Consider the following 12,401-nt stretch of genomic DNA (forward strand, 5'->3'; position numbering starts at 1 on the left):
CCCGAAGCGGACCCCCGCTTGAGCAGGGAATGCTCATGATAACGCGCGCGCCGACGATGCGCCCCGCCTCGTCTGTCCTGTTGGAAAGCTCGACCGTCCCGCCGTGCGCATGCGCTGCCTCGGATGCGGCAGAGAGCCCGATGCCGTAGTGCGCAACGGACGCGGCGGCGCTCCGCGACGAATCGCCGCGGAAAAACCGCTCGCACCCCCGTTCGAGCGCTTCCGCGGAAAAGCCCGGTCCGTCATCGTCTACCGCCACCGCGAAGGAGGTGCCGCCTTCGTCGAGTTCGAAAGAGAGGTCGATGCGCCCGCATGCGTGATCGAGCGCGTTTGCGACGACGTTCATGACGGCCCGCCTGAGCGCCTCCCGATCCGCATCGATGCAGGCCCCTGCAAGCGATCGGCTGCAGGCGACGCCGAGTTCGACGCCCGCCGTTCGCGCAAGCGCCGCCGCCTCCGCTTTGAGCTCATCGGCGAAAGAGTCGAGCGGAACGGGCGCTTTGGCGCAGACCGCAGCCTCGCCGCGCGACGCCTCGATGAGCAGGCGCACGTATTCGTCGAGCCGCTCCGCTGCCGCAGCGATGTCGCGGGCCGCAGCGGCAACGTCCTCGAGTTCTCCCGACGCAGAAGCGCTTTCGGAACCGGCTAACCCGCAGGCTTCCTCCGCCACGTAGTCGGCGTTCGCGCGCACCACGGTAAGGGGTGTCTTGAGGTCGTGGGCAAGCGCGGCCACCTGGTTGCGCTGCGCCTGCTCGGCCCGCCAGCGGGCTTCGAGCGATTCCTTGAGCGAAGAGCGCATGCGTTCCATCGCTTCGAGCACCTCGTTCACCTGCCGCACGTTGCTCGAGCCCACCGTGAAATCCAGATCCTCCTGCGCGATACGCTCCGCCGCGCCCGTGAGCGGTGCCATCTTGCGTGCTATGACGCGGCTCGCACGGTGCGAGATGAGCAGAATGGAGGCGATGCTTCCCGCGCAGGCGACGACGAGCATGATGTTCTGCGGGTTGGGAAGCACGTCGCGAAGCTCGCGGGAGGTGAACTGCGGCATGAACTCACTCGCAAGCAGGCATGTCGATCCATCGGGAAGCCCGAACACCGTGTAGGTCATGCCGTTTTTCCCGATTACCGCCGCCTGTTCGCTCGCGGTCCCCCCGTCGCCAAGATGCTCGCGGGCGATGCTCAGCGCGGATTCCAGGTCCTCGTCGGGCATGTCGCCGTCGAGCACAGCGCCCGCATCGTCTATGCGCAGATAGCGGTAGGCGGTCGGAACCGCATCGGGGTCGAACTCGGGCGCGGAGCGCAGAGCCTCGACCGTCTCGTCGACGTGCCCCGCCCCGTAGCTTGCCGGATACACGGCGCCCGCGTTGATCGCCATCGAGATGGCCATGAACGACACCATCCACACAGCGGCGACGGCGACGATGACGTAGATGAAGTAGCGCACGATAACGAGCGAAAGCGGAATGCCCCGCCCGGAAAGCCTCACAGCTGCCACTTGTACCCCACTCCCCACACGGTTGCGATGGGATCGACGCCCGCGCTGGCGAGCTTCTTGCGTGCGCGGCTCACATGCATGGAGATGGCGGCATCGTCCGCATCGCTGTCCCAACCCAACGCCGATACGCGAATCTGCTCGCGCGAGAGCACCTGCCCGCGGCGACGTGCCAGAAGCTCGCAGATCTCGTACTCGGTGGGTGTGAGCGAAACGGGCTCGTCGTCTACGGCAACCTCTTTGGTGCCGAGGTTCACGCGAACGTTTTCGAAGGTCAGGACGTGTACGCGCTCGCGCTGCTCGCGCCTTACGTGTGCCGACACCTTCGCGCGCAGCTCGGCGGCGCCGAAGGGCTTGCGCACGTAGTCGTCGGCTCCCAAGCCATAGCCCACGACGGCGTCTTCCTCGGCAACCTTGGCGGTGAGGAACACGATAGGGCCGTCGAAGCACGGGCGGATCCGCCTCACCAGGTCGAACCCGTCGAGCTCGGGCATCATCACGTCGCAGAGAACAAGGTCGAAGCGCGCAAGATCCATGGAAAGCGCTTCCACCGGCTCCGTAACGCATACGATCTCGTGCCCGTCTCGCCTGAGCACACGCTCAAGCGCGGCAAGTATCGCCTGCTCGTCGTCTATAGCCAGTATGCGCGCCATCGCTTGCGCACCTCCCTGTCCGTCGTGTTCTCGCCATGATACCTGATATTGTCCGCAGTTCGACAGCGAACCCTATCCGCCAGCCCCGCCCGCCACGCAGGTTTTCCGCTCGGCCTTCGCGGACTTTCAGGCCGGGCCGCATGCCCTACAGGGCATCCTTGGCGCCCTCGGGCACCTCGGCCTCTTCGACGGCACGGTAATGGACGCCCGAAGAGCCCTTGGCATCGATCTCGAGATAGCCCTCGCCCGTCGCCTTGTTTCCGAAGGATATGATCGTGAGCTCGCGGCGGTCGCCCCCCTCGGTAGCCGCATCGATTTTGTACACGTAGTTGGTGCCCGCGCCCGTCGCATCGCTGTAGCTGTCCGAGTAGGAATCGGGCTGCGGCACCGGCGCCCACATCGTCGTCTCGGGACCGGGCATAAGCCGGTCGAGGACCGATTGCGCCGCCGCGCCCCAACCGCCGGAACAGTTTGGAAGCAGCAGGATCAGCGCGACGGCCGCAGCCGCAAGCGCGAGAAGCAGAACTACGGAGCGGTGCGTCCGCCTTTCAGAGCTAGACATAGGTTTTCCCTTCTTCGAACCGTTCGAACCATGCGAGAAGCGCCGCTACCGCAACGAGCGTGAGGGCCGCGCACAGAAGCGACGCGTCTGTCGCGGCGGCGGATACCTGCGAAGCGACTTGCGCGGATCCGAGCGCTTCGGCTATGGCCCCCTCCACGGCAAGCGAACCCAAACGCGCGGGCAGGGCGAACGGCTCGAGGCCGAGCAGCCCCGAAGCCACCGCCGTGANGCCAGAGGCACGAAGATGCCCGCGAGCATGCCCGCGCGGGCCGTGAGGAACAACCCGACCGGAATCATCCACGCGCTCGTTACCACTACGGCGAGCGCCGCCGAGAGCATCGTAAGCGCGCCTGCGAACAACATGTCTGGGGCAGGCCCTCCCGCACCGAAGACCGCCGCAACCAGGTAGATCGCGAAGACAACGAGGTTGGACAGAAGCGAGAGGCCGAGGCAGTACAGGACTTTCGCCCACCACGAAGTGCGAAGCGACGTTCCCACCCCGAGGATCGAGCGGTTTTTGAGCCGCGCGTCTGCGTTCGCCACACACGCCGTCACAAGCGCGATCGTCACAGGCATGAGCAGGGCGTACCAGTAGTTCCATGGCGAGAACGAGAGCATGCCGCCAAAGCCCGTCATCGCGCCCAAAAGCGCGAACGGCAGCGCCATGACGATGGCCAGGCGCACGGGAGCCGCATGGTGGAACTTGAGCGCCTCGGCTCGCAGCGCCGAGATGAGCGTCGTTTGAAGATGCGCTTCCATCATGCAGCCCCTCCCTTCCGGCACACGTCCATGAAGAGCTTTTCGAGATCCTCGCCCGGACGGAGCACGTCCTCGTAGGAAAGGCGTCCTTGCGTGATGATGCCGATGCGATCGGCCATCTGCTGCACCTCGGTGAGGATATGGCTCGACACGAGCACCGTGATGCCGTGCGTCGGAAACGATCGGATCAGGTCGCGCAGCTCTTCGATGCCGATGGGGTCGAGCCCGTTGGTGGGTTCGTCCAGGATGAGGAGGCGCGGATGAGCGAGGAGCGCGAGCGCGATGCCCAACCGCTGCTTCATGCCCATCGAGAACCGCCCCGCACGCTTCTTGCCGGTGTTTTCGAGGTCGACCGTGCGGAGCACCTCGTCGATGCGCTCCTTCGGCAGGCCCAAGAGCGTGGCGCGCACGCAGAGGTTCTCGCGGGCGGTGAGGTTCGGATAGATCGGCGCCTCCTCGATGAGCGAACCGATGGCGTAGAGGTCGTCGCGCTGCCACGGGTGCCCGTCGAAGATCATCTGGCCTTCCGTGGGGCGCAGCATCCCGCAGATCATCTTGAGCGTGGTCGATTTACCCGCGCCGTTGGGGCCTAAAAGCCCGTACACCTCGCCGTTGCCTATATGCAGGCTCACATCCGCCACAGCCGTCTGGGCGTTGTCGCCGCGGCCGAAGCGCTTGGTGAGCCCCCGCGTTTCGAGCATGCAATCCATGCCGTCTCCCTTCGTCTGGGTCCGCCTCGCAGCGGACGTCGTTCTCGGTTACTGGTACCAGCATGAGGGCCAAGTCTAACGAAGCTGTAACGGAGGCACGGAAATGCGAAGGATTCGTCGGAATCGCGGGCGCCTTTTCGCCGCCGAACGCACCGAGGAACGCTGTTTTGGGCATACCATCGGACCGGAACGCAACCACCTAGGAGAGATCCGAGTGCAAACCAGCCTGGACGAAAAGCCGAAAAACGACTGGCGCGAGGTCTGCAGAGCTCTCGCTGTCTGCGCAGCCTACCTCCTGTTCACGACCTTCGCCTTCGCGCTCTACAAGTCGAAATCGCTCTTTGTCCCCATCTTCATCCACGCGATCATGGACTACCTGGGCGTCATTGCGCAAACGAATGGCTTTCCGCGCGAACGCGAGCGCGGCCGCGATTCGTCTTTTCCGATACCGCTAGGGCCCCTGAGCCGAGAAGGCCCCATGATAGAATGCGTATGCGCTCCTCGAAGCACCCAACCAACGAAGCACCGGGCGCACCCGGCTTAGCACGAAGACGAAACAAGGAACAGGCGGTTTTCTCATGCACCTCGACGAAAGCGATATCCAGAAGTACTGCAAGAACAAGCCGCACGTTGTCCTAACCGTTGCGACGCACGAAAAAGGCGTCGACGATATCAGGAGCTTCGGGAGCGGCGGCGTGCCCGTCGCGCCCGAGAGCCGCTCCTACGAAGTGGGCTCCATCTCGAAGGTGTTCCTCGCGACCCTGCTTGCGAAATGCCTGGAAGAAGGCCTCTTGCGCCTCGACGACACCGTCGATCGTCACATCGATCTGCCCGCCGGGCTTTCCTACCCGACCATTCTGCAGCTTGCCACCCATACGTCGGGCTATGCTGATCCCGACCTCTTCGACTCCAAACTCGATGCCCTTTCCTATGTCTTCTTTTCGGGCAAAAAACAGAGCAACCCCTTCGACAGCTTTACGTCGGACTGGCTTATCGCCTCGATACTCGAGGCTTCCCGCAAACCGCGAAAGGAAGGGAAGTTTCAGTACTCGAACTTCGGGTATTCGGTGCTGGGGCACGCGCTCGGCCAAGCGATGGGCAAAAGGTATTTCGACTGCATCGCCACCTACATCAAAGAAGACCTTGGACTGGCAGCGACCTCGTGCAACTCGAATGAGCTTTGCATGGTTCACGGCTTCAAGAAAGAGGCCGACCTGGGAAACTGGACATGGTCCGACGATTCGGCCTACGCTCCCGCCGGATGCATCTGCTCGAACGCATCCGACATGCTCGCGTTTGCCAAAATGAACCTTTACGGCGAGAGAAGCCACCTCGCCTACAGCCACCAGAAGCGAGTTTCCGACAAGCATCTCGACGTGGGCCTCGGCTGGATGATCGAAAAAGATGACGATACCGTTTGGCACAACGGAAGAACGGGTTCGTTCCATGCTTTTCTGGCGTTCAGCAAAAAGAGAGAACGGGCCGTTGTGCTGCTCTCGAATTACACCAAGTACTTGGCTTGGCCCGAGGACGGGATCGCTCTTTCGCTCATCAAGAGCGAATAGGCAGGCGCAGAGTCCCGTCTTTCGAGCTCAGTGCAGATCCGCTGCGCCGATAGCGAAACCGTTGCGCTACAGAAGACATTTTTCTGTACCCTTTGTCCATCCAGCGGTATATCGTCGAAGGAGAAGTGCGAAGCTCTCTCGCCCTACCTTGCGCTATCTGGCAAGGCGACAGACCACGAGCAAGGTCATCCCTGATAAGTCCCATCGCCCATTCCATTTGCTCGCTCGTCCTATCGATTCCCTTTCTCGATTCGCTTCTACGGACATACGAAAGCCTGGATGCGTGGGATGAAGAGTATTTGCACTGCCACACTCTGCCGCATGTTGAGATTTTCCTACACCCGTTGCACGCCCAGGGAGCTTCCTTCAGCTTATAGCAGGCTGCAAGGGGGACTTCTTCCACTGGCCCTCCTCAAAGACCGCCTCTCCATAAGGTACGATTGCGCTTTACTTCCCTTGAGACTGTTGATGGGTCTCGGTGGGTCGCCTTTGCGATCTCCCTGAAACCCATACCATCATCAAGGCCGTGCTGGATGGCGATCCTATCCATGCTGGAAAGCCTTGCATAGTTTCTTCTTTTCTTTCGTGGCATAATTCCATCCTTTCTTTTTCTGTAGAAAGAATGCTAGATCGAAAACCGGAGCTAAAGAAAGATCAGTAGAGAGCGCAGTGAACAGGGATCAGAATAGCACCTGTAACGAAAAACCGTTCAAGGGCATAAATTATGGAAGACACGATTCTTGCTTTGGAAAAGAAACTTCTTGATATGAACTTTTGTAAAGACATCAAGAACTTAGAGGATATCCTAGCAGCTGACTTTGTTGAATATGGAAGTTCGGAAGAAGTGTATTCAAGGAAGGAAGCTATAGAAAACTCATTTGCGAAGATCAAAAGAAAATAGAGATTCAAAACTTTAAGGCAAAAAAGCTTGCCGAAAAAGTCTATCTCGCAACATATATTGCAGACAACCAAAAATCTGGGATACGAAGCTATAGATCATCAATATGGGTCATACGAGAATCACGTTTACAATTATTATTCCATCAAGGGACTCTTAAAAGTAGCTGCTAACTCTTCGAAGTCTTAATAAAAGAAGCTATTTTCAGACTTAATGCGCTGGTGGTGCGTTAGCCCTGAAAACCGTTGCGCTACAGAAGACATTTCTCTTTTCCCTTTTCCAGGTTGATTATCATCTTTACTGCAACGGTTTGCGGGAAATGTGGGTTTCTGAGGTCATTGCAACAGTATGAATAGGTACCATAAGGATGGATTGTTGATATGCAGACCTATTTACGAGCAGAAGAAGCCGTTGCGTTTACCCATAAACTGTTCGGTATTTGGGTTCAGGACACACTAATCCAGCACCCCAACAAGAGTTTTCAGACTTATCGCTACAGGCGGTATTCGTCCTTATGTTCTCGTGCTCAATACACGCAATAGCTGCTACTTCGTGTTGTTTGTACTCTTCCGTTTCGCCGCAATAACGATCAGTCCCAAGAAAATAACGAAAGAGATAGCTATCGGCAGATATGGTATGCCGTCACCGGTAGGAGCAAGCTTGTTCTTTCCGTCATCGGGAAGGGGCTTGGGGTTCGATTTCGCATCGGCCACGGTAAGAGGCTGGGATTTGGTATCGGTAACACCGGTTGCAACCCAGGCACTGCCTGTCCACTCCTGCTCTTCGAAGGTAACGGACAAGGTATAGGAGCCCGCTTTGGTGATCTTCATGGTTGCGGTATAAGGAGCACTAGCGGGAAACGATATCGTAGGGTTGGCAGAAGCCTGTTTGGGTAGGTAGCGGGTGTCTCCGACAACGGCTCCGGTAGCGTCTTGTAAGTCACCTTGTGCGGTGATAGTGAAGTCGGTATTGGTGGTTTGAGAAAGGCCGCCAGTGACAGAGAAGGTGTTCTTGGTTGCATCGGCTTTGGTGGGAGCGGCTGCACGGGTCACGGTGATGGTGTAGTCTTTTGTCGTCACACCGTCTTCGGCTGTGACGGTGATGGTGAAGTTGTTTGCACCGACGCTAAGGCTTTTAGTGCCGGTACCTGAGACCGTGGCACTGGCATGGTTCGCTGTACCGGTGATGTCGATGCTGTCTTGTGTATTGTCCACATCCACGGTATAGCTTGTGGTGGTAAATGAGAATACAGGATCAAGTGTCCCCGCGCTTACGTTGAGGCTTTGAAGTGTGGCATCGTCAGAAAGAATGGTGCCGCCGAAGTTACTTACGGTAGCGGTACCGCTTGCGACCGTAACGGTCATGGTGGTCGGGGTGGAGGCGAAATCGGTGTAGGTGTCACCGTTTGCCTGTTCGCTGAATACGCTTACGGTATAGATGCCGTCAGCTACACCGCCAAGCGGGATAGATAGGGTGCCTGATGCGGTAGATGAACTATCGGCAAGCTTGCCGTAGTATGTAGGGGCATTGCTGTCGTTGTCGTCAGTCCAAACACAGGACACGTATTGGTTGGTACCGGAAGTGGCATCTACGTAGCTGAACTTAAGAGATTCGCTCGTTGCGACACTTTGGGTACTTTGTGCGAGTGTTGCTTGCAACTCCATCTCTTGTGCGTCATCTTCAACCGTAAGTTTGACAGTGCCGGTCGGGGCAGCTGCCGCAACCAGGCCGCCACCAACGCCTACCGAACTTTTACTGTCTGTTACGGTCGCGGAAGAGGTGAAGAAAACAGAGGACAGATCTAACTTGAAAGCGGGGCGAAGGGAGCGGGCGTCACCCACGCGACTACCGCTCTGGAACACGTCGCCGCTGTCGCCGATGACGGTAGCGGCGAACTCCGGAGCGTCACCGGGCGAGCGCAGCCACCAGCCGAAGTCATACTGTCGCAGGGTTGAATTGACAGTAGACGCCTCTTTGGTGCTCAAAGACCAGAAGTATGCATTGATATCGTTTCCCCATAGATCGTATCGAAATCAGTTGTCACTGTTGAGTTCACCGCCGTGCTTGCGGCAAGCACACGCTCATCCACCAAGGACTGCTCGCCTGTGCCAAGGGCATCATAGGCTGCTGTCATTTTAAAACGAAGCCCGCTGTTCGCATAGTCCGCCGAGCCACTATTGCTAAACACATCGTAAGAATCGGGAAAGAGTGAAGCGTCTCTCAAAAGAAGTGTCGCCGTAGTGTCATCTGGACTGAGAGCGCCACCGGCACCTGCCACACCGGCACCGTCATACCCTATTACGACCCACTCCATACCTCCGAAAGCGATAGTGGTGGCAGTAGCGGTATTGGTGTTCTGTATGTTGATGCCCGGCTGAATCCCCACTGCTGCCTCTGCGGTGTGCGAGGTGTTCGGCACAAAGGGAGCAAGCGTGAGCACGAGAAAAGCTGCAAGCACAACACTGAGGATGCGCGCAGACAAGGTCGTTTTGTTTTGAGAGGGCTGCATCGTTTTGATCATGTCTTTTATTCCCCTATCATGTCTTTTATTCCCCTATCATGTCTTTTATTCCCCTATCATGTCTTTTATTCCCCTATCATGTCTTCTATCACGGTTCGAGCATCTACACTATTCGGATATAAACACCTTGTGCCTCAAGTGGAAGGTGTTACCTTGCATCACATACTTTCATAGGAAGTGATACGCAGCACCATGACCTACATCACCAGTCTATTTGATTGCGGCAATAGTATACAACAATTTGGATTATTGAGTCGTTTTCAGACTTAACGCTGCTCTGTTGCGCTAGACCTGAAAACCGTTGCGCTACAGAAGACATTTTTCTTTTCCCTTTTCCAATCCTCGCCCCGCAATCTCCACGGTTTGTTCGCTTGCGCTCCCCGTTCAATGATGCGAACATCTGTACTCTATTGAAGAAGTTACCGGTTGCGTGGGGCAGCCGACATCGAAACGGGGCGAGCTATGGACGAGAGAATCATCATGCACGTCGACATGAACACCTTCTACGCGTCGGTCGAGCAGGCCGAGCACCCGAAGCTTCGGGGCAAACCCGTCGTGGTGGCGGGCAAAGAGGAGCTGCGCCACGGCATCGTGCTCACCAAGAGCCAGGAGGCGAAGGCCTACGGCATCAAGACGGCCGAGGCGCTCTGGGAGGCGCGGGCGAAGTGCCCCGGCCTCGTCGTGCTGCCGCCAGACTACCCGCTTTACAAGAAGTACTCCGCCCTGGCGCGCGACATCTACTACCAGTACACCGACCTCGTCGAACCGTTCGGCCTCGACGAGAACTGGCTCGACCTCACGGGCTCTATCCATCTGCACGGCGGGCAGCCGCGCGTTGTGGCCGAGGAGATCAGCGAGCGCATCCGCGCCGAGCTCGGCGTGACCGTGTCCATCGGCATCTCGTGGAACAAGATCTTCGCGAAGTTCGGCAGCGATTTCGAAAAGCCCGATGCCATCACCGAGATCACGCGCGAGAACTACCAGGACATCGTCTGGAACTCCCCTGTCGGCGAGCTGCTCTACGTGGGGCACGCCACCGAGCGGAAACTCGCCGCCTACAACGTGAGAACCATTGGGGATCTGGCCCACGCCTCGGACGCCTATCTGAAGCGGCGCTTCGGCACGATCGGACTGATGCTGCGCACCTTCGCACGCGGCGAGGACGCGACGCCGGTGAAGGCCTACGACCCCGCGCGCAAGGACGTCGAGCGTACGGTGAAGAGCTACGGCAACGGGCTCACCGCCCCGCACGACATATTCACCGCAAGCGATGCCAAGGCCCTCATCTACCTGCTCTCCGAATCGGTGGCGCAGCGCCTGCGCGAAGACGGCATGCGCGCCCGCACCATCGCGATCGGCGTGCGCGACGGCGAGGACCTCACGAGCTACACGCGCCAGACCAAGCTGCCGTACGCGACGGCGGCCACGCGCGACGTGGCGCGGACGGCTTGGACGCTCGTGCTCGCAAACGAGCGGTTCGACGGCACGCGGCCCATCCGCGGGCTCCACGTGCGCGCGACCGACCTCGTAGCCGCAAGCGAGCCCGAGCAGCTCTCGCTCTTCGAGAGCAAACGCGACATCGCCCTGCGCCTCGATTTCACGATCGACGAGTTGAGGCGGCGGTTCGGCAACCTCTGCATCCAGCGCGGCGCCGAGCTTGTCGACGAGGCGCTCCTCGGCGTGGACATCAAGGGCGAGAACACGGTCCACCCGGTCGGATACCTGCATTCGTGAGGCATGCGCCATGAAGGGAATCGAAAGCAGGAAGAAGCGCTACGTGGACGTCGTGGCGCTTCACCGCGAAGACGGGTCGGTGCGGCCGCTCTCGATCGTCTGGGAAGACGGCCGCCGGTTCAAGGTGGATCGGATCCTCGACACGCGCCGCGCCGCATCGCTCAAAGTGGGCGGCACCGGCGTGCGCTTCCTCGTGCGCATCCGGGACAGGGATACGTTTCTCTTCTACGAGAACCCCCGCTGGTTCGTGGAGGAGAAAGTGCGCGCAGGAGAAGCCCGTTGACGCGAAAACTTGCTTCAGCATAAGAGGCTGGCACTCTTTTCCACCTGATGACTGAACAAGATCTTGACGCAAAATATGTTCCACCTTGGTGTACTGATTCTGCGTACCGATATTGTGAAGGCCTTGCGAAAGAACGCTGCGCTGCTATTATTGTTGACGTGAAGAGGTTGTGAGCCGGTACGTCCGTCACAATCCGCACGAACCGCCTTCGGGCGGTTTTTGCGTATCTAGGGATGAGGGACTATGGACAAGCCCCATTTAAGACGATCGACGAGCAAATAGAGATACTGAATGCTCGCGGGCTGATCACCGACGAACGCACGAAGCATATTTTAGCTCGCGAGGGATACTATTGCGTAATAAACGGATACACAGTTTTATTCATCGACAAAGAAGCAAAATCAGCAGCTTCTGGAGATGACAGGTTCTATAAAGGCGTCACGTTTGATCACGTCTATCGCCTCTTTGAGTTCGATAGAGATCTCAGACTGAGAATGTTCAAATATTTCGCACGAGTCGAAGCGACTCTCAAAACAGCTTGCTCATACTGCTTCACAAGTCGATATCAAGACGAGTGCGAACCTTATCTGAACGAAGAACTGTACAGGAGAGAAAGCGGCTATCGCCGCAATATCGAGAAGCTTATAAGAAATTTCGAGAAGACACTCGGCAAAAACCCGAATGAGCAGCAAGCCTACGAGCGCCCTTACATCGAGCACTACATAAAAAAACCATGATGAGGTTCCGCTTTGGGTTTTATCGAATTACATCAGTCTTGGTGCCATTTTCAAGTTTTATACGTTTCAAAAGGAGTCCACGAGAAACGAAATAGCCCGATATTTCTCGCGTCTCTTCGAAGCCACCCATGGGACGAAAAAACGATTTGACCCCGAAAATCTGCGCCTCATCTACGACCACATCAAGGACTTCCGGAACATATGCGGGCATGACGAGCGGTTTTATTGCGCTCGAGTTTCTCCCTCGAAAGATATCCGCTTCTCCGACGTTATCGATGACCTTTCGGAGATAATGCAAGTCGATGAGATTGTGGAAATGAAAACAGAGGTATCTCGTCTCATACTGGGAGTCACTCGGGATACGCCTTCCTTTGTTTCCGCCCCCCTCTTGAACGCGATGGGATTTTCATCTATCAAAGAGCTTGTCGAAGGTACGAAATAGCGCTTACGTCAAAGGTCGCACCCGACTCCCGCGTGCACCTCCGTG

13 protein-coding genes and 1 pseudogene are annotated in these 12,401 nt (G+C 57.9%); 6 read left to right on the forward strand and 8 right to left on the reverse strand.

The window, feature by feature from the left end; genetic code table 11:
• The 5 genes from C1722_RS05375 to C1722_RS05395 all read right to left on the reverse strand — a co-directional run.
• Positions 1-1,495, reverse strand: a 1,495-nt coding sequence (locus C1722_RS05375) for a sensor histidine kinase (protein WP_102378331.1), incomplete at its 3' end; no start/stop codon positions are given.
• Complete coding sequence (locus tag C1722_RS05380; protein WP_102378332.1) at positions 1,483-2,145, reverse strand: response regulator transcription factor; 663 nt, start codon at positions 2,143-2,145, stop codon at positions 1,483-1,485. The genes C1722_RS05380 and C1722_RS05375, both read right to left, overlap by 13 nt.
• Positions 2,146-2,290: 145 nt before the next feature.
• Positions 2,291-2,707, reverse strand: a complete 417-nt coding sequence (locus C1722_RS05385) for a hypothetical protein (protein ID WP_102378333.1) — start codon at positions 2,705-2,707, stop codon at positions 2,291-2,293.
• Positions 2,700-2,864: a hypothetical protein gene (locus C1722_RS16880; RefSeq protein WP_180995050.1), complete on the reverse strand. Its 165-nt coding sequence runs from the start codon at positions 2,862-2,864 to the stop codon at positions 2,700-2,702. The genes C1722_RS05385 and C1722_RS16880 overlap by 8 nt, the downstream gene beginning before the upstream one ends.
• Positions 2,865-3,465: 601 nt before the next feature.
• Positions 3,466-4,176 carry a lantibiotic protection ABC transporter ATP-binding protein gene (locus C1722_RS05395; protein WP_102378335.1) on the reverse strand — a complete coding sequence of 237 codons (711 nt, stop codon included), beginning with the start codon at positions 4,174-4,176 and terminating at the stop codon, positions 3,466-3,468.
• A 578-nt stretch (positions 4,177-4,754) separates the two neighbouring features.
• Here C1722_RS05395 and C1722_RS05405 point away from each other — a divergent pair.
• Positions 4,755-5,741: a serine hydrolase domain-containing protein gene (locus C1722_RS05405; protein WP_102378337.1), complete on the forward strand. Its 987-nt coding sequence runs from the start codon at positions 4,755-4,757 to the stop codon at positions 5,739-5,741.
• 412 nt (positions 5,742-6,153) lie between these two features.
• On the opposite strand, the gene C1722_RS17805 is transcribed toward C1722_RS05405, so the two are convergent.
• The gene (locus C1722_RS17805; RefSeq protein WP_102378338.1) at positions 6,154-6,333 is read right to left on the reverse strand and encodes a helix-turn-helix domain-containing protein; all 180 of its coding nucleotides are present in this window, start codon (positions 6,331-6,333) and stop codon (positions 6,154-6,156) included.
• A 132-nt stretch (positions 6,334-6,465) separates the two neighbouring features.
• Here C1722_RS17805 and C1722_RS16670 point away from each other — a divergent pair, with 132 nt between their 5' ends.
• Positions 6,466-6,642 carry a nuclear transport factor 2 family protein gene (locus tag C1722_RS16670; protein WP_146040609.1) on the forward strand — a complete coding sequence of 59 codons (177 nt, stop codon included), beginning with the start codon at positions 6,466-6,468 and terminating at the stop codon, positions 6,640-6,642.
• Positions 6,643-7,184: 542 nt separating this feature from the next.
• Here the strand turns inward: C1722_RS16670 and C1722_RS05415 are convergent.
• On the reverse strand, positions 7,185-8,624 hold the full coding sequence (locus tag C1722_RS05415) for a cadherin-like beta sandwich domain-containing protein (RefSeq protein ID WP_102378339.1): 1,440 nt from the start codon (positions 8,622-8,624) through the stop codon (positions 7,185-7,187).
• Positions 8,621-9,160, reverse strand: a complete 540-nt coding sequence (locus tag C1722_RS05420) for a hypothetical protein (protein ID WP_102378340.1) — start codon at positions 9,158-9,160, stop codon at positions 8,621-8,623. The genes C1722_RS05415 and C1722_RS05420 overlap by 4 nt, the downstream gene beginning before the upstream one ends.
• A gap of 462 nt (positions 9,161-9,622) precedes the next feature.
• Between C1722_RS05420 and C1722_RS05425 the strand changes: the two genes are divergently transcribed.
• From C1722_RS05425 to C1722_RS17810, 4 genes and pseudogenes are all read left to right on the forward strand, one after another.
• Positions 9,623-10,894, forward strand: coding sequence for a DNA polymerase Y family protein (locus C1722_RS05425; protein ID WP_102378341.1), 1,272 nt, complete (start codon positions 9,623-9,625; stop codon positions 10,892-10,894).
• Between the two features lie 10 nt (positions 10,895-10,904).
• Entirely contained in the window at positions 10,905-11,177 is a 273-nt protein-coding gene (locus tag C1722_RS05430) for a hypothetical protein (protein WP_102378342.1), read from the forward strand.
• Between the two features lie 233 nt (positions 11,178-11,410).
• Positions 11,411-11,914, forward strand: coding sequence for an Abi family protein (locus C1722_RS17555; protein WP_102378343.1), 504 nt, complete (start codon positions 11,411-11,413; stop codon positions 11,912-11,914).
• A gap of 10 nt (positions 11,915-11,924) precedes the next feature.
• A pseudogene (locus C1722_RS17810) lies at positions 11,925-12,356 on the forward strand (Abi family protein); the annotation flags it as partial.
• Positions 12,357-12,401 lie beyond the last annotated feature (45 nt).

The sequence above is a fragment of the Raoultibacter timonensis genome (assembly GCF_900240215.1).
Taxonomy (GTDB): domain Bacteria; phylum Actinomycetota; class Coriobacteriia; order Coriobacteriales; family Eggerthellaceae; genus Raoultibacter; species Raoultibacter timonensis.

Bases quoted from the DNA above. Each gene is read 5' to 3' on its own strand.
- C1722_RS16670 (WP_146040609.1), top strand. From the start codon at position 6,466: ATGGAAGACACGATTCTTGCTTTGGAAAAGAAACTTCTTGATATGAAC.
- C1722_RS05405 (WP_102378337.1), top strand. From the start codon at position 4,755: ATGCACCTCGACGAAAGCGATATCCAGAAGTACTGCAAGAACAAGCCG.
- C1722_RS05425 (WP_102378341.1), top strand. From the start codon at position 9,623: ATGGACGAGAGAATCATCATGCACGTCGACATGAACACCTTCTACGCG.
- C1722_RS05395 (WP_102378335.1), bottom strand. From the start codon at position 4,176: ATGGATTGCATGCTCGAAACGCGGGGGCTCACCAAGCGCTTCGGCCGC.
- C1722_RS05385 (WP_102378333.1), bottom strand. From the start codon at position 2,707: ATGTCTAGCTCTGAAAGGCGGACGCACCGCTCCGTAGTTCTGCTTCTC.
- C1722_RS17805 (WP_102378338.1), bottom strand. From the start codon at position 6,333: ATGCCACGAAAGAAAAGAAGAAACTATGCAAGGCTTTCCAGCATGGAT.
- C1722_RS17555 (WP_102378343.1), top strand. From the start codon at position 11,411: ATGAGGGACTATGGACAAGCCCCATTTAAGACGATCGACGAGCAAATA.
- C1722_RS05380 (WP_102378332.1), bottom strand. From the start codon at position 2,145: ATGGCGCGCATACTGGCTATAGACGACGAGCAGGCGATACTTGCCGCG.
- C1722_RS05420 (WP_102378340.1), bottom strand. From the start codon at position 9,160: ATGATCAAAACGATGCAGCCCTCTCAAAACAAAACGACCTTGTCTGCG.
- C1722_RS05430 (WP_102378342.1), top strand. From the start codon at position 10,905: ATGAAGGGAATCGAAAGCAGGAAGAAGCGCTACGTGGACGTCGTGGCG.